This window comes from Pseudomonadota bacterium (genome assembly GCA_018823135.1).
In the GTDB taxonomy this organism is placed as follows: Bacteria; Desulfobacterota; Desulfobulbia; order Desulfobulbales; family CALZHT01; genus JAHJJF01.
In genome coordinates this window covers 1-16,615 of the sequence record JAHJJF010000022.1, presented here as the reverse complement: position 1 = coordinate 16,615, position 16,615 = coordinate 1, and the positions used below count along the sequence as shown (strand labels likewise).

Annotated in this window: 13 protein-coding genes; 10 read left to right on the top strand and 3 right to left on the bottom strand. The window is 44.6% G+C overall.

Features of this window, described 5'->3' with window-relative positions; translation table 11 throughout:
* The first annotated feature begins 262 nt into the window (after window positions 1–262).
* The 7 genes from KKE17_01860 (at window position 263) to murA (ending at window position 8,631) form a co-directional block, all read left to right on the top strand.
* A complete protein-coding gene (locus tag KKE17_01860; protein MBU1708728.1) occupies window positions 263–1,213 on the top strand; it encodes an RluA family pseudouridine synthase in 951 nt (316 codons plus the stop codon).
* A 215-nt stretch (window positions 1,214–1,428) separates the two neighbouring features.
* On the top strand, window positions 1,429–2,055 hold the full coding sequence (coaE, locus tag KKE17_01855) for a dephospho-CoA kinase (protein ID MBU1708727.1): 627 nt from the start codon (window positions 1,429–1,431) through the stop codon (window positions 2,053–2,055).
* Window positions 2,056–2,818: 763 nt separating this feature from the next.
* Window positions 2,819–4,078, top strand: a complete 1,260-nt coding sequence (gene rho, locus KKE17_01850; GenBank protein MBU1708726.1) for a transcription termination factor Rho — start codon at window positions 2,819–2,821, stop codon at window positions 4,076–4,078.
* 413 nt (window positions 4,079–4,491) lie between these two features.
* Complete coding sequence (gene rpmE, locus KKE17_01845; GenBank protein ID MBU1708725.1) at window positions 4,492–4,701, top strand: 50S ribosomal protein L31; 210 nt, start codon at window positions 4,492–4,494, stop codon at window positions 4,699–4,701.
* A 584-nt stretch (window positions 4,702–5,285) separates the two neighbouring features.
* Window positions 5,286–6,353, top strand: coding sequence for a peptide chain release factor 1 (gene prfA / locus KKE17_01840; GenBank protein MBU1708724.1), 1,068 nt, complete (start codon window positions 5,286–5,288; stop codon window positions 6,351–6,353).
* Between the two features lie 114 nt (window positions 6,354–6,467).
* On the top strand, window positions 6,468–7,325 hold the full coding sequence (gene prmC / locus KKE17_01835; protein ID MBU1708723.1) for a peptide chain release factor N(5)-glutamine methyltransferase: 858 nt from the start codon (window positions 6,468–6,470) through the stop codon (window positions 7,323–7,325).
* A 49-nt stretch (window positions 7,326–7,374) separates the two neighbouring features.
* Entirely contained in the window at window positions 7,375–8,631 is a 1,257-nt protein-coding gene (gene murA / locus KKE17_01830; protein MBU1708722.1) for a UDP-N-acetylglucosamine 1-carboxyvinyltransferase, read from the top strand.
* A 239-nt stretch (window positions 8,632–8,870) separates the two neighbouring features.
* Here murA and KKE17_01825 read toward each other — a convergent pair whose 3' ends face one another.
* On the bottom strand, window positions 8,871–10,655 hold the full coding sequence (locus tag KKE17_01825) for a PAS domain S-box protein (protein MBU1708721.1): 1,785 nt from the start codon (window positions 10,653–10,655) through the stop codon (window positions 8,871–8,873).
* A gap of 382 nt (window positions 10,656–11,037) precedes the next feature.
* Here KKE17_01825 and KKE17_01820 point away from each other — a divergent pair, with 382 nt between their 5' ends.
* Entirely contained in the window at window positions 11,038–11,514 is a 477-nt protein-coding gene (locus KKE17_01820; GenBank protein ID MBU1708720.1) for a hypothetical protein, read from the top strand.
* A gap of 119 nt (window positions 11,515–11,633) precedes the next feature.
* Here KKE17_01820 and KKE17_01815 read toward each other — a convergent pair whose 3' ends face one another.
* Window positions 11,634–12,305: a DUF166 domain-containing protein gene (locus KKE17_01815; protein ID MBU1708719.1), complete on the bottom strand. Its 672-nt coding sequence runs from the start codon at window positions 12,303–12,305 to the stop codon at window positions 11,634–11,636.
* Between the two features lie 156 nt (window positions 12,306–12,461).
* Here KKE17_01815 and KKE17_01810 point away from each other — a divergent pair, with 156 nt between their 5' ends.
* Complete coding sequence (locus tag KKE17_01810; GenBank protein MBU1708718.1) at window positions 12,462–13,316, top strand: HDOD domain-containing protein; 855 nt, start codon at window positions 12,462–12,464, stop codon at window positions 13,314–13,316.
* Here KKE17_01810 and KKE17_01805 read toward each other — a convergent pair.
* Entirely contained in the window at window positions 13,306–14,484 is a 1,179-nt protein-coding gene (locus KKE17_01805; GenBank protein ID MBU1708717.1) for an iron-containing alcohol dehydrogenase, read from the bottom strand. The genes KKE17_01810 and KKE17_01805 overlap by 11 nt on opposite strands.
* 469 nt (window positions 14,485–14,953) lie before the next feature.
* Here KKE17_01805 and KKE17_01800 point away from each other — a divergent pair, with 469 nt between their 5' ends.
* Window positions 14,954–16,291, top strand: coding sequence for a hypothetical protein (locus tag KKE17_01800; protein ID MBU1708716.1), 1,338 nt, complete (start codon window positions 14,954–14,956; stop codon window positions 16,289–16,291).
* The last annotated feature ends 324 nt before the right edge of the window (window positions 16,292–16,615 follow it).

Below are 16,615 nucleotides of genomic sequence, written 5' to 3'. Positions count from 1 at the left end.
TTGTCGACCAAATGGCGTTTGAGTATGATTACTTTTTCTTCTGGCGTATAATTGTGTCGTTTCTTTTTCATTGAATTCTCCTTTGTCTGAGTATGTTAACTCAGACATCAGAAAATTCCAATTCACGCTGAACCAAGACAGTATGCAATCGCATATTTTAATATTCTGGTTGTTTCGGGCTAAACAAATTACCTTTGATGCTCATTTGTTGAATTGTGGTATATTCGAAAAATTTAAGTGAATTGGTTAACCAGAGTAAAAAATGCAAGACGCCGATCAAAATATCTCTCGATTCAGCAGATGTGAGGTAGGAGAAAATTTTTCAGGCCTACGCTTGGATATTTTTCTCGCTCAGGAAGATCCTTTAACCGGATGTTCCCGGTCCATGTATCAGGACCTCATCAGGAACGGCCATGTACTGGTGAACGGTGAATTGCGAAAAATCAGCTTTCGTCTCAACCAGGGAGATTTAGTCACTGTGGAGCCTCCGCCTCTTCAGGAAAACCTGTTGGCTGCCGAAAAAGTTCCCTTTGATATTCTGTTTGAGGATAAGCATATATTGGTTCTTTCAAAGCCCCCCGGAGTTGTCGTTCATCCGGCCTGCGGCCATTCAAGTGGCACCCTTGTTCATGGACTGCTTTATCATTGTGACGATCTCGCGGGGATTAATGGGCAAGTGCGACCAGGAATTGTGCATCGCCTTGACAAGGATACTTCCGGGGTCATGGTGGTTGCTAAGAGCGATCTGGCGCATCATTCTCTTGTCGACCAGTTCAAACAGAGAAAAGTCGAGAAGATTTATCGAGCAATTATCACCGGACATCCTGCATCGTCACATGGCAGGATTAATTTGCCCATCGGCAGGCATCCCATAAACAGAAAAAAGATGGCTGTTGTTGAAAACGATGGCCGTGAGGCGGTTACAAACTGGAAACGCATAGAAAACTTATCCGATAATTTTGCTTATATTGAATTGGGTCTTGAGACCGGCCGGACACATCAGATCAGGGTGCATATGGCCTCTTTGGGTCATCCCATTGCCGGGGATAATGTGTATGGGGGGAAAAAAAAATTTCCTCCCTGGGCCAAGAGGCAATGTCTCCATTCGTATAAATTGTCTATCGCACATCCTGAAAGCAAAGAACCAATGAAGTTTGTTGCACCTCTTTGGGAAGACATGAAAAAGGCCCTTGATGTTTTGCAGGTAAAGTGAGGCCGCACTCTCTGGACTTGAATCTGGAACAGTGAATATATTCATCGTAGCTCGAAGGCCTGTTTTTACCCCCAGCGGGGTTCTTCATTTTCCTAAGGAGAGAAACGTTAAGATTCGGAGCATGAGGGATCCATCCAGATTGTATAATAAAAGTTTATTTTTCATGTCCAACTCTGACATGCGGATGATTAACACCTTTTTAAGCCGAGAAAGAGATGAATAGGGCTGATATTAAAGAAAGATGTTACGGGCTCACGGGAAGTATGGGATCCGGAAAAAGCGCAGTGTCCGACTTTATGAAGAAATCTTTCGGGCAACATCATGTGGATGCCGATCTCGTTTGCAGGGATTTGCTTGAGGTGGGGCAACAGGGTTGGAAGATTCTCAATGAAAAATTTGGAGATATTTTTTTTCACAAGGATGGGAGTCTTAACCGGGAGCAGTTGCGAAAAAGGATTTTTGAAGATGGGAATTTCAGGGATGATCTGAATAGTCTTTTGCATCCTCTGGTTCGCGTGGAGATAAACAATCGGCTGATAGCTGAAGCGGCCATTCACCCGGAAATAAAGCATATAATTGAAGTACCGTTACTTTTTGAAGCGGGATGGCAGGAAGATTTTCACACGGTGATAGTCGTTTATGCTGATAGAGTGCGATGCGCGGAGCGGATTATGGGACGAGACGGTATTGCCATGCAGGATGCCTTAAAAGCCATTGATTCGCAATTTCCCATCAGCACGAAGGTGTCGCTTGCAGACCATGTAATTGACAACAATGGTACCTGGCAGGAGACATGTTCTCAGATAATTCAACTCGCAGACGCGCTGGGTATATCAAGATGATTCCTCGCAAAGAATCGATATTCAAGGGAGAATATTTTGTGTTTTCAGCGTTGGAACCGGCAGTCTGTTGATTTTATGAATAAAAAGTCTTGACAGCGGATTGTGAAGCCAATAAGATATTTTTATCTTACTAGGGCAAGATTCCTCGAAAATCCTATCTTTAATAATAATCAAGATCTCATCGTAAAGGCCAATTAATATTCCTAAGATTTATGGTCAAGATTCATTGAACGACCGTCTAAGAAAAATCCTCATTTTACTTGGTATTTCTCGAAAATATTTCATTTAAAAAACAAATATGATTTTAAAAACTTAGATAGTCAACCCATTGCTATTGCTCTAGAGGATGTTTTCAGCAATTACCTCTTTTTTTCAACTTAGCCGGGTTAATGATCAAAGGTATTTTTTGTAGTATCCGATATGCGGAGAGTTTATATTTTCCGACGTATAACGATGTGATGTTTTCCTGGGGAATTATCTAGAATTCAGATTATTTTCGAAAAGCTTATTCAGTGCAATACTATTTCCCGGCACTAAACCTCATGGGGTGCATGAGAATTTCTACAGATTATTATTCCTTGAGCGGGTTATTCATAGGTTTTTCTGGTCTGCTGTGTGTAATAAGGCCTTGTAGCACATGAATTACACCGTGCTGAAATAAACATGTATCATTTTATGCTAGATAACGGCCAAGTATCAAATATTTGAACCCATTTTGTTCCGACGAGAAGGTGTTAATTTTGTTAAAGGAGACTTTTGTTGCATGAATTTAAGTGAACTCAAACTCAAAAAGATCGATGAACTGACTAAACTTGCCAAAGATTTAAAAATCGACGGTTACAGCGGGATGCGGAAGCAGGAGTTGATTTTTGCAATATTCCAGGCCCAGGCTGCTAAAAGTGATAAAGACGGCCAGAATCGTGGAAGCGGAGTTCTTGAGGTGCTTCCTGACGGCTTCGGATTTTTGCGCGCTCCTGATTATAATTATCTTCCGGGTCCGGATGATATTTATGTTTCACCTTCTCAGATACGACGCCTAAGTCTGCGGACCGGAGATACAATAGAAGGGCAGGTCCGGGCGCCGAAGGAGGGCGAGCGCTATTTTGCTTTGCTCAAGATAGCAACCGTGAATTTTGATCCTCCGGAAAGGGCAAAAGATAAAACATTGTTCACAAACCTGACCCCTTTGCATCCGGAAGAAAGAATTATTCTCGAACGCAAGCCAGATAATTACTCCATGCGGATCATGGATATAATGGCCCCTATCGGCAAAGGACAGCGCGGCCTGATCGTTGCTCCCCCTCGAACCGGTAAAACCGTTCTTATCAAAGATATTGCCAACAGTATTACCAAGAACCATAAAGAAGTCATCCTGATCGTCCTGCTTATTGATGAACGTCCGGAAGAAGTCACGGATATGGCAAGAAGCGTCAATGCCGAAGTTATCAGTTCCACATTTGATGAACCGCCTCAAAGGCACATTCAGGTTGCTGAGATGGTTTTGAATAAGGCTCGGCGTCTGGTAGAGCACAAAAAAGATGTGGTGATTCTGTTGGACAGTATTACTCGACTGGCAAGAGCCTATAACACAGTTGTGCCGCCCAGTGGAAAGATATTATCCGGCGGTGTTGATTCCAACGCCCTTCATCGGCCGAAACGTTTTTTTGGAGCTGCCAGAAATATCGAGGAAGGAGGCAGTCTCACAATAATTGCCTCGGCTCTTATTGAGACCGGCAGTCGTATGGACGAGGTTATTTTTGAAGAGTTCAAGGGAACCGGAAATATGGAGATTGTTCTTGACCGGAAACTGGCTGACCGGAGAATATTTCCGGCTATGGATATCAACCGTTCAGGAACTCGAAAGGAAGAGCTTCTGCTGCCTGCAGATGAACTCAATCGTACCTGGATTCTCCGGAAACTACTGTCATCATTAAATCCTATTGATGCCATGGAATTCCTTAAAGACAGGATGAAGGGCACCAAAAGCAACGCGGACTTTTTTCAATCCATGAACAATGTGTAAAGTTTTACTGCATATTCAGTAGGCCGTAGCACTTTATTCAGGCCACCGGATTTCAGCTTTCCCCTTGTTGAGCAAACCTGAATCAAAGTGTATAGAGAATAGCTTGATGCTTTTCATTTTCCGGCCCCTAGTGTCCAATCCCCCTCATTGGTGTGGATAGTATTTTCGAAATGATGCAATTCTTATTGTTGAAATAATTTTTACTGCATAGTATATATATCTGTTTAATTTTTAGCGCATTTGCACTGTGTCGCCACTCTTTGAGTTATGCTGACAGTTTCGATGCAAGAGCTGGAAAATTCAGTATAGTTTATATTTTTTTTGATTTGATAAGAAATGGGATGTGAAAATTCTTAACACCCAAGCATCCTGTATTGAACAAGTTTATAGAGTCCCTGTTGGAGGCAATAGTTATGAAAAGCGGTATTCATCCTGAGTATAATAAGATCAAAGCAACCTGTGCATGTGGTAATGAAGTGGAGCTTGGCACTGTAAAAAAAGAAATAAAAGTTGAGATCTGTTCCGGATGTCATCCTTTTTTTACCGGTAAGCAGAAACTGGTTGATACTGCAGGCCGTGTAGAAAAATTTATGAAAAAATATGCGAATCACCTCAAAAAATAAATTTTTCTCCCAGTGGTGTTTTTTATTACAGATTTTACTTGAAAAATAGTTCAAATATGTCCCTTGCCATGGTCTGCCATTAGATTGCATATCTTCCCTGGAGGCTTTAAGAACCGCAATGTTCCGAGGAGAATTTATTTTTTTCTGACTCGCAGATAGCGGGAGTGTCGAGACTTCGAGGTAAGCGAGCTTTGCGAGACTCCGAAAGCTCTCGTCGGAGGCATATTCCGCCTTTAACTTGAGGATCAATTTATAATACCCCACGGTTTTTACTGTGGGGTATTTTTGTTGGAGTTGTTAACGCAATTATGCTTAAAGTCCCATATTTCTGGTACGATGTAATACTACGATTTCTGTCGGTTTCGTAGTTCAAGGTCATCGTTTTTTTGCTGCGGGTCACTTTAATTCAATAATTGCGATAATTGATGAAATCGTCGATAGCGAATGCAAAGAGACCTCGACTAGGCCGATTTCATTGAGTTATTGGGTTATAACATGTTAATTTTATGTGGTGGCTCTTTTGCTGTTGCGACTTTGTATAAGTCCATCATAATTTAAGTTTTGATTCTTTTTGCGACACCATTATGTTTGAACAATTTGAAAATATTAGTGAAAAACGACTTGAACTTGAAGGGAAACTTTCCGATCCCAAGGTGATTTGCGACCAGACGGAATATCGAAAAACCGCCAAAGAACATTCCCATGTCGTTAAACTGCATGAATTATACAGCAGATATAAAAAAGTAAAGAAGGAGCTGCAGGAAAACAAGATACTTCTTCAGGAAGATGATGATGAAGAGATGGTCGAATTGGCGCGGAATGAAATCGTCGAGCTGTCCGAAAAATTATTGGAATTGGAAAACGGCCTGCGAATACTGTTGCTGCCCAAAGACCCCAAAGATGAGAAGAATATTCTTCTTGAGATCAGAGCAGGGACAGGTGGTGACGAGGCCGCATTGTTTGTGAGTGATTTATTCAGGATGTACAGCAAGTATGCCGAGATGCGTGGCTGGAAAGTTGAGATAATGAGTAGCAATCCCATCGGCATCGGCGGTTTTAAGGAATTAATTGCCCTGATCAGCGGCAACCATGTTTACAGTAAACTGAAATATGAATCAGGGGTGCATCGCGTCCAACGAGTCCCTGAAACTGAAGCCCAGGGAAGGATTCATACGTCAGCGGTTACCGTGGCGGTCATACCTGAGGCGGAAGAGGTTGAGCTTAAAATAGAACCCAACGATTTGCGTTTTGATGTTTTCAGGTCGTCCGGGCCCGGAGGCCAAAGCGTTAATACAACTGATTCCGCCGTACGGGTTACCCATTTGCCCACAGGTCTGGTCGTGACCTGCCAGGATGAAAAATCACAGCACAAGAATAAGGCCCAGGCCTTAAAAGTATTAAGGGCCAGGCTTCTTGACCAGATGCAGCAGGAACAGCACGACCTGATCTCTGCTGACCGGAAAATACAAGTCGGCTCCGGCGACAGGAGTGAAAGGATACGCACCTATAACTTTCCCCAGGGAAGAGTCAGTGACCACAGAATCGGTCTGACCCTTTATAAGCTTGATGATTTCATGATAGGTAATATCGATTCAATAATCGAACCGCTGAATATTCACTATCAATCGCTGGCATTACAATCCCTTAAGTAAATTGGCTTTTGATTTCCCTGCGTTTACAAGCGCAGGTTTATCTTGTTGGTTTTTCTAGTGAGAATTGGTTTTGCCCTTGCCAAATTCCTTTGAGTCTGCATTAATCCATAACCGATGAATATCAAAAAACTGTATAATGATGCAGTGGCACGTTTGAAATCTGCGGAGATTCCCGATGTTGAATATGAAATATCTTTCATGCTGGGTCATATCCTGAAATTAAACCGGGCACAGCTCTTTCTTTACGAGGGTGATATCTCAGCGGCAGATGAATTGATTTTTCAGGAAAATATCGAGCGGCGACTTCGGCGAGAGCCCCTGGCATATATTATCGGAGAACAGGAGTTCTGGTCGCTGCCCTTTCATGTGACCCCGGATGTCCTTATTCCCAGACCTGAAACAGAACTGCTGGTTGAGAAAACCCTTCAGGTTGTTAAAGAACGAATTGGCGATGACAAAGGCCCGGTTCTGGAGCTTGGGACCGGAAGCGGGATAATATCAATTATTCTGGCGCTGGAAATACCAAGGTGCAGTATTTTCAGTGTTGATTGTTCATTTCCGGCATTAGCGGTGGCAAGGGCAAATGCCCTGCGGCACAAAGTTTATGACCGGGTGCATCTGATTAATTCCGACTGGTTGTCCGCCTTGAAAAAGGGCTGGCGTTTTCCGGTTATTGTCAGTAATCCCCCTTATGTTGCAAGAGAAACCCTGGCCGCGCTTCAGCCGGAGGTGAACCTGTTTGAGCCGCATCTTGCCCTTGACGGCGGCGATAAAGGGATGGAAATTATCCGGATGCTCGCTGTTGAAATTGAGACATTTCTCGAGCCGGACGGCTGGTTTTTAATGGAAATCGGTTCAGATCAGGAAGACTTGGTTATCGACCGGTTTTCATCAATTAAGCAATATGATAATATAAAAGTCCACAGGGATTACGCCGGGCTGCCAAGGGTCTTTCAAGCGAGGCACATTTAAGACTCCCGATCCCGACTTTTTACAAAACCATCAAGTATGGGTGTACAATTTGGATAAAATTTTAATAGAAGGCGGATACAAGCTGTCCGGAGAAATCGCGGTCAGCGGCGCTAAAAACGCAGCTCTGCCGCTTATTGCCGCGACATTGTTGACCCCTGAAAAACAGGTTCTGCGGAACGTGCCTGATCTTCGTGATACCCGGACAATTCTGGCCCTGCTTGAAAGCCTGGGCGTTACATGGGAGAAACAGGGTACTACCCTCACCATAGATAGTTCGCAATTGTTCGATTATGAAGCTTCTTATGACCTGGTAAAGACAATGCGCGCCTCCGTACTTGTTCTCGGGCCCTTGCTGGCACGTTTGGGAAAAGCCCGCGTTTCACTTCCCGGCGGTTGTGCCATTGGAGCAAGACCTATTGATTTTCACCTGAAAGGACTCGAGATCCTGGGAGTTGATCTGGAGCTTCGAGAAGGATATGTGGATGCAAGCGTGCAGGGACGTATGCAGGGAGGCAATGTCTATTTTGATATGCCGTCGGTAACCGGCACGGAGAATATTCTCATGGCCGCGGTCCTTGCCGAAGGCACAACGGTGATTAAAAATGCTGCGCGGGAGCCTGAGATCGGCAACCTCATTGATATGCTGAAGGCTATGGGCGCTCAAATAGAAGGTCGTGATACCGACCGGCTGATAATCCACGGCGTCAACGAATTATCATCGGCTGAAATTGATATTATTCCTGATCGAATCGAAACCGGCACCTATCTCATCGCTGTTGGCGCAACTGGCGGCGAGGCGACAATCACAAACTGTAATCCCTCGCATCTTCCCTCGCTGTTGGAAAAATTACGGGCCGCCGGCCTCTCTATCCAGGAATTCGGCAATTCCCTGCATGTGGTTCGCAAGGGACCCTTAAAAAGTATTGATATAAAAACCATGCCATATCCAGGGTTTCCCACAGACCTTCAGGCGCAGGTCATGGCCTTGATGGCCACCGGCAACGGCTTGAGCGTGATCATTGAAACCATTTTTGAAAATCGTTTCATGCATGTCGCTGAATTACGGCGTATGGGTGCGGATATACGTACTGAAGGGCATAGTGCCATTGTCAACGGTAAGGGTGGATTGAGCGGCGCTCCGGTGATGGCCACGGATTTACGGGCCAGTGCTTCCCTGGTAATTGCAGGTCTTGCCGCCGAAGGAATGACCGAGATTTCCCGGGTGTATCATCTGGACCGTGGATATGATGATCTCGTGGGGAAACTCTCCGGAATCGGCGCAAAGATCAGCCGCGTGAAAGAATAATTAATTTGTCGATTTTAAGGTTTAACCCTCCGTCTTTCAGGCGGATAGCTTTAAGCTAACAGTTGATTTCTTTTAATATCGAATATCGAACAGGGAATTCTGAATGATGAAGGGTGGAAGATTTATTAATTGAGAAAGTAGCTTCCTTAGACATTCAATATTCGGCGGTTCATACAGGCCTGAAACCGGTAGATGCCGTTACTGCCGGATTTAAGTCCGCCATTATAAACCCACCTGTTTCATCTCGGGGGTTGTTTAGCCTGACCATCTGTTGTCGGCAGACTGATTGCGACCCGGGTGCCTAAGTCCAGGACGCTTTCAAAGGCGATTGACCCACCGTGTTCTTCAACGATTTTCTGGACTATTGCCAACCCGAGACCTGTGCCGTTGGGTTTTGTTGTAAAGTAGGGATCAATAATTCTCCGGATGTTTTCAGCATCAATGCCGCAACCGGTATCTTCAATAATGATATCAATCTGGTTGTTATTCGTTACCGTGCTGATTGTCAGGGTGCCGCCTGGTTTCATCGCCTGCAGCGCGTTAATATAGATATTCAATAACACCTGGTTCATCCGGTCTGTGTCCACGCTCAACTCCGTAGAAGTATCTTGCAGATCCGGTTTCACCAAAATGTTTAATTCCTGGGCGTCTGATTCGATCAATTGCAATGAGTTAAGCAAAAAAGTTTTCAGATTGATTGCGGTTTTGTTCAGGGGCAGCGGTTTGGAATAATTGAGCAGCTCGGTGATGCTGCGGTTCAGTCTCTCAACCTCCTGCACCAGAAGTTGCGCAGCCTCATCTTCTTTGCTCCCCGGATTGAATTTTGACCCGAGAAGTGTAGCAAACCCTTTTATGGAACTCAGGGGATTGCGGACTTCATGGGCAACTCCGGCGGCCATTTTTCCAAGAGCGACAAACCGGTCTTTTCTCTGGATTTCTTTTTCAAGTTTTTTAAGTTCGGTAATGTCATGGATGAGAAGTACCCGGCCCAGGAATTGATTGCTTGCATCACGTATGGAAACAGCGCTCATATTCAAGATCAGCAGCTGACCGTTTTCTGACGTATGGACCACTTCATTGTCAAAAATCTCCTGGGACATTTCCTCAGAAAACTGTTCTGCAAAGGGATTTGGGAGGATTGATGCCGGTCTTTTATTCACTGCATTCCGGTAATCAATCCGGGTGATGGTTTCTGCAAAATGGTTGAAGGTTTTGATCTTGCCGCTTGCATCGGTGGCTATAACTCCCAAAGGCAGTTTTGAAATGAGAAGGGATGTGAAGGCTTGCATGTGTTCCAATGTCTGTTGGGAGATTTTATAGCTCTGGGCCGTGAGAAGTGACAGCCATCCGCCGATACCTATCAGCAGCATGGCAATGGAGAGAATTATCATCTGCAGGCGGTGATGCCTGACGGTTTCCTCAAGACCCCCCATGTCAAGGCCGATATGAATGGTATATTTCTCAGTTTCCTGAAAGGTGCGGAGATCCTCATCATCGGTGAGGGGCTGACTTTTGTTGATCCTTTTATGCCTGCCCGGCATTTTCCCATGCCGGAAAGGAGTAAAAGGGGCGATGACTTCAAGAATGCACGACGCCTCAGGGTTGTCAGCAGGATAAATCCGGCAGGTATTTCCTGGAACTTCGCCTTGCTGGTTGAGTTCGGAAGTATCAAGGGTGTCGCCGACCTTTGACGGGTCACTGTGTACAAGGGCTTTGCCGGATTCATCGACTATGGCAATGTATATGATTTCCTGGTCTTCAGACTCAGCATGTTCTACAAATTGCTGAGCAAGGGAAAGATCTCCCCGGACCGCCATCATCCGGAAGGTTCTGGTGCCGGCGTTTATAAAATTCGCCAGAGACTGGCCTTTATGAAACAGGCTTTCCGTCTGGAGTTTTTTTACGCGTTGAATGTTGTTTGCCGCAAAAATAAAAATTATCAGAGCCAGCAGGGCGAATGCCGAAATTGACAACCAGGGAGACAGATAGGCCAGGCGGTTTTTTTGTAGATAATTGATTTTCATTATGATCTGCAATATATGTTAGTAATGACTTTGTTTAAGGAAGAATTGAGCAAAAGTCATGCCTGAACCGGATAAAAAAGTTTTGATGGTAGTTTTTCATCAGTTCAGGCCTTTTTTGCGAAACATAATATATATAGGTGGAGTCATAGATTACATGGGGTTGAGTATAAATTATCCAGAATGAATGGTTCATCGGGTAAAAAGTATACAGTTTATTAATTGTTGTTGGTCGGCTAAAATTACATATTACAGAAGTTTTGCTTTTTTTATATTTAAAATCGGCATGATAGATGATTTGTTCTTTTGTTGGCACGAGGATTGAATTTGATATTTGGCAAAACTATTGCTTTGAAGATTAAAAACTTAAATTAGGAGAAGAACAATGAACAAGACGATAGTAATACTTATTGCGGCAGCAACCTTTGGATTGGCCGGTTATCAGTTTGCCGATGCAGGGTCCAGGAATCATGGCGGTGGAATGGACGGGGAATGTGATATGGAACTTTGCTGCGAACAGGGCCCCGGAGCTTGTCTTGCCAGTATGAGTGAAGAAGATAAGGCAGCGCATCTGAAGTTTAAAGAAGACACCAAAGATTTACGAAAAAAAATGGCAATGAAAAAAGCCGAGTTAAAAGCGGTAATGGCGAGTGAAACCCCGAATCAAGGGGAAGCTGGAAAATTAGCAGGTGAGCTTTTCGAGTTGAGAGATGAACTCAAGACCAAAGCTCTTGCCGCCGGCATCAAACCCGGCATGGGGAAATGCGACAAGGCCGGTATGGGGAAATGTGACAAAGGTCCTGGGCAAAAAGACGGTGAAGGTCACCACGGCAAAGGTGCCGACAAGCATTGCAATAAATAAATAATCCTCTTTTCACCTCTACAGTGATTGAGAGTAAGCGCCCGCCGATCAGGTGGGCGCTTTTTTTTTGAACCTTATCTATTCAGCCTGCTTGGCTCGTGCAATATTCGGACTGGCGATTATTCCTGTTCGCGGCTGAATTTCAAGGCCTTTTTCAATGCCTGATGATGAACGTCGCCGGCATAATGCACAGAACTCTTACCGCTAATCGGGTCAAAGGCGGAAGGATCTGCGGTACAGAGGTACTGGACTTCCCGTGGCAGTGTAGTCAATGCTTCCTCAGGGGCGAGGCCGATTATTCTTGAGGTTACGTCCCAGGTTGCACCGCAGGAGGCACCCCGTTTGGCCTTGATTTCTGCGATTTTACCGTTGTTGATTTTGATTTGGTATTCCGGAAAGCCGAATTGATCGCCGTAGGCACCCAGGCCCTTAATGCGTCCAAGGCCACAGCAGGTGAAGGGGCATTGGGCGCCTTTGATCTTTTTTCCTGCGGCAATAACCGGGATATTCTTGTTGTTGCACACCCTCACCAGATAATCGGCAAGATCCGGGTGTTTGAGATAGCAGAGTACAAGGTCGCCTTCAAAATCATCCGTAATGTACTCTTCCGGGGATTCGATAAAATCCGGGAGAATTGCATCAATGCTAATTACGTCAATGATCTCAATGTTTTTGCCGAATTCTTGGATTCCTTTCATTTTTTCACGGCCGGAACCCTTTTCCTGAAAAACCACGATTCTGGTGGGCTGGTTCATAGGTGTCGAGTCCATGATATTTGAAGGATTTGCCATTATTTTTAACCGGGGTTGATAAACTTTATTAATGAAGCAACCTTTTAGGATGATTATAGTGCGGAACTAATGCTATCATTTACTAACCGCATTTGGTAATTGTAACCAAAGAGACAATAACACAAAATCAATTGAGACGTCAGCCCCACTTTTAAAATGGAAAACATACTCGATCTGATCAAGAGCAAGCAAAAACAACTCCCCACTTTACCCGTTGTGGCCCATAACATTCTCAAGGTGGCCAATGATGAAAACTCATCTTCAAAAGATCTTGCTGAAATCATCCAGAATGATCCGGCGATTACCAATAAGATACTCCGGCTTGCCAACTCCGCACTTTACGGGCAGGCAAAACAGGTAGATACGATTACCCGCGCAATCACCGTGGTCGGCTTCAATGAAGTGACCAGTCTTACCCTTGGCATGGGAGTTTTTTCGTCGTTCGATCTCAAGGACGTTGAAAAGATTCTCAAAATGAAAAATTTATGGCTGCATTCGATATGTTGCGCCTTTGCAGCTGTTGAAATTGCAAGACTCGCCCGTCTCGGGGCCAGTGAGCATCTATTTTTAAACGGCCTGATGCACGACATCGGGAAAATTGTTTTTGCCATTTATATGCCGCAAGAATATGCCAAAGCGCTTCAATCGGCAATTGACCAGGGAAAGCCCCTGTATGCCGTTGAAGAGGAACATTTTGGTATTGATCATGCGGCCCTTGCCGGGCATCTTATGACGGAATGGAATTTTCCGGATAATCTTTTGCTTCCCTGCCGCTATCATCATGTTCCTTCGAAATGCTCTGCGGAATTCAAAATCGAAGCGATGGTTGTCATGCTTGCCAATTTTTTCTGCCACAAGATCGGCGTCGGTCTCTCCGGTTCGCCGGCTGTTGACAACGTCAAGATAATCGCCAAGGACATGGGATTAAGCTTTACGGATCTCAAAAACGCCTCGGCAACTCTCCGTAAAAACAAAGGGAAAATCGAAGAGTTTCTCACTTTCATGCAGTGATTCTGTTTGTTGCACTTACGAGAATTGCTTCAATCATTTCCTGAGAGTATTCGGATAAACGCCATATTTTAGCAAGCCCAAGGGCATTCAGGGCGATCTTTGAAATTTCTTTTTCAGGGATACCCAACTGACTTAAATCTGTGGGGGCGTTTACTTCCTGAAACCAGTTTTTTAAGCGGTTGATTCCTGCTGCTGCCCTTTCATTTTTATCACCTTTGGTGACTGCGAAAACCCTTTCGGCAAATTGCGCAAACTTATCCGGGTTGTTTTGCATCTGATATGTCATCCATGCCGGCATTATTACCGATAGTCCTGCTCCGTGGGGAACATCATAAAGCGCGCTCAAAGAGTGCTCGATCATATGCATGGGAAATCCCACCCTGCCAAGTCCTGCGGCGGTCCAGCCGTTTAATGCCAATGTCGCGCACCACATGAGATCAGCCCGGGCATTGTAATCTTCCGGGTTTATGAGCACTCGGTTGCAGCTGTCCATGATGTTTATAACCAGGCCTTCCATGAATCTGTCCTGTACCGGGGTCTGGGCATCTTCCGTGGTGAAATAGAATTCCAGGATATGGGCGATGGCATCCACTGCGCCGTAAGCTGTGTAATCTTTCGGCACCGTGAACGTGGCTGTGGGGTCGAGGATTGAAACGCGCGGGTTGAGGAGTTTATTGCCCGCGCCGAATTTCTGTCTGGTGTCTTCATTGGTGATAACCATGCCGCCGTTCATTTCGGACCCGGCCGCGGCAAGAGTAAGCACGCAGGCAAGGGGCAGGGTTTGTTTGATGCTTTTTTTACCATTGAAAAACTTCCATACGTCATGCTCAACAAGGGCTCCTGCGGAAATTGCCTTGGCGCTGTCAATGACGCTGCCGCCGCCCACTGCGACAATTGCCTCAACTTGATGTTCCCTAGCCAGGGCAATCCCTTTACGGACATGATCAAGCAGTGGATTTGAACGGACGCCTGGATAATCAATAAATGTTACGCCGGCATCTGAGAGTGACTGGCTGACCAGATCATAGATGCCGTTTTTTCTGATACTGGATTGACCGGTCACCAGAAGAACTTTGTTTCCAAGCTGGGCAGTCTCCTCGCCGATCTCCTGAATCCTGCCTTTGCCGAAAATTACTTTGGTTTGATTATGTAAAACAAAATTCTGCATTGGTTTTACTCGCAGTTAAAATTGGATGGTTCTTGATATGCCCCCATAAGGGCTTCGATCATGGAAAGATTCCTGACCAAGCGGACGTCACGAAAAATGGAATATACCCCAGGTGGTGGTCGATGTAAAAAAGGAAATAAATCAGCCAAGGTTTTCAGGGTTTTTTATTTCCAGAATCAATGAAATATTGCGTTAAGCCAATTGCCTTGCTAGGTTATTGGCATCTTTTAAGGTATCTACAAACACAGGGGAAGTCCACTTGGATAGACGTACCTGAGAGTAACAGTTCATTATATAGAATTGTCGAGAGCTTAATCCAGCTCTGTCGGATCAAGATATGGGCCAAAGAAATGCCGAGATAACCTTTAGTAGGCGAGTAATGTGTTTGCGCTACTATTGTTATTTGGTTTGGCTAAGACAACCAGAGTCAAAGCTAAAAGATATAATTCTGGATTTTAGGAGATATAAGATGAAATTCAAAAGTTATTTAGTTGCAGCGGTGGCTTCGATACTTATGATAACAGGGTGCGGGGGTGGAGACGATGCCCCGCCCCCTACTGACCAATCAGTGAAGATCGAAGGAATAATAAGTGGTGGTGGTTATGCGGCTGCAACGCCTATCCAACGACTTATCGACTCTTTTATTTCTAACGCCTATGCTGCAATTGGAAATAAACCGGACAAGATAGTGGTGGTCACAGGTAATAGAGATCTTTTGGAATATCCGATAAACGAAGACGGATCATTTTCATTTGATGCCACAGATGTAGGTAACTCCGATATTGTTATTCTTGTGGTTCACAGCCCCACAAAGGAGGTTCTTGGAACGTTAAGTCTTAATACCTCTGGCTTGGAAGAAACGTTGGATTTTATCGACGTAGAGAAGGTTGTCATGGATCTGGATTTTGGCATTATCGATGCGGACAATAGCATGAGTTCTAATCAATCGATTGAAGATTCAGGGGCGTTTGGTGAAGATGATGTCGCTTTGTTTGAAGAGGTTGCAAGAGGTGATAATGCAGTCACATTAGCTGGAAATATTTATGCTAATCCCGGCCTGAATACAGAGGTGTTTGCTAGGTTTAATCTGGGAAGCATTGCCTCTATTACCGATAAATTTAATGTATTGACGGCATTCAACAAGGCGACAGACTTTCAGGGATTAAGTTTTGGCTTTTCTGGTGATGGGCAGTATTGGCAAGATCTTGCGTTTGAGGATGTCCTGATATACCCACCAGCATCCGTAAACTATGCTGTTGGATTTAGCACTGTACTTGATCAAAATGCCACGCCAGACATTCCAATTGCGTCAATCTTTAAAAATCTTCCGGGTGTTAATGAAGAAGGGAGCTGGGCGTTTTTTCAATACCCATATGTTGACAGCTTTCCAAATGGCCCATGGATCGTGCAGGTTGGCGCTGAAGAAAAAGCTCGTTTTCGATTTACCGGTGCCGACCCATTCGACAGTAATAATCAGGTTCGTGCGCCAATCCCTCAAGCAAAAATCAATAGTGCCGGTGGAATTGTTGTGAGCATAGAGGTCCAGTGGTTCCTCTATCATGGAGGCCAGTACCGGGCAGCTAGAGAAGCGGTGTTGAATGCACTTTCTGGAAAGAATACCGATCAGTTTGTCCAATTTGAAATCGCTCAAGGAGCGGAAAAGACCCTTTTTATTCGTGGTCAAGAGGTTGCCACATGGAACGCCACATATGATCTCCAAAGTATAAATTTGCCCCTTAGCGAGATTTCATACCTTATGATCAGTTTTCCTGTTGGTGGCGTAAATAATAAATATGAGTTTAGGTAACACTTGATGCCCCCCCCCCTTTTTTGGCAAAAAAAGGGGGGGCTTTGGCTAGGAAGTAGGTTGGCTTAAGCATTGATGTAAATATGTAAACATACAATGGACGCTTTGATAATCACCAGTTCCTTTTCCTTTTCATCATAAACAAAAAAAGATGTCAGTAGAAGTCCTGCCTGGCCGTTACGTGACATCTTTCAATGCTTCTCGGATTTTCTCTTGACAATTCGAGTTGTAAGGTATTAAAGAAATTTTTCCATCAAATTATCTTATAAATTTTAAATTGTTAAGGAGGAGGGATATGAAGAAAACGATGCTTGCCATGGCGGC

Excerpts from the sequence above, each read along its gene's own strand:
- KKE17_01860 (MBU1708728.1), top strand. The coding sequence starts at position 263 with ATGCAAGACGCCGATCAAAATATCTCTCGATTCAGCAGATGTGAGGTA.
- coaE (MBU1708727.1), top strand. The coding sequence starts at position 1,429 with ATGAATAGGGCTGATATTAAAGAAAGATGTTACGGGCTCACGGGAAGT.
- rho (MBU1708726.1), top strand. The coding sequence starts at position 2,819 with ATGAATTTAAGTGAACTCAAACTCAAAAAGATCGATGAACTGACTAAA.
- rpmE (MBU1708725.1), top strand. The coding sequence starts at position 4,492 with ATGAAAAGCGGTATTCATCCTGAGTATAATAAGATCAAAGCAACCTGT.
- prfA (MBU1708724.1), top strand. The coding sequence starts at position 5,286 with ATGTTTGAACAATTTGAAAATATTAGTGAAAAACGACTTGAACTTGAA.
- prmC (MBU1708723.1), top strand. The coding sequence starts at position 6,468 with ATGAATATCAAAAAACTGTATAATGATGCAGTGGCACGTTTGAAATCT.
- KKE17_01825 (MBU1708721.1), bottom strand. The coding sequence starts at position 10,655 with ATGAAAATCAATTATCTACAAAAAAACCGCCTGGCCTATCTGTCTCCC.
- KKE17_01820 (MBU1708720.1), top strand. The coding sequence starts at position 11,038 with ATGAACAAGACGATAGTAATACTTATTGCGGCAGCAACCTTTGGATTG.
- KKE17_01815 (MBU1708719.1), bottom strand. The coding sequence starts at position 12,305 with ATGGCAAATCCTTCAAATATCATGGACTCGACACCTATGAACCAGCCC.
- KKE17_01810 (MBU1708718.1), top strand. The coding sequence starts at position 12,462 with ATGGAAAACATACTCGATCTGATCAAGAGCAAGCAAAAACAACTCCCC.
- KKE17_01805 (MBU1708717.1), bottom strand. The coding sequence starts at position 14,484 with ATGCAGAATTTTGTTTTACATAATCAAACCAAAGTAATTTTCGGCAAA.
- KKE17_01800 (MBU1708716.1), top strand. The coding sequence starts at position 14,954 with ATGAAATTCAAAAGTTATTTAGTTGCAGCGGTGGCTTCGATACTTATG.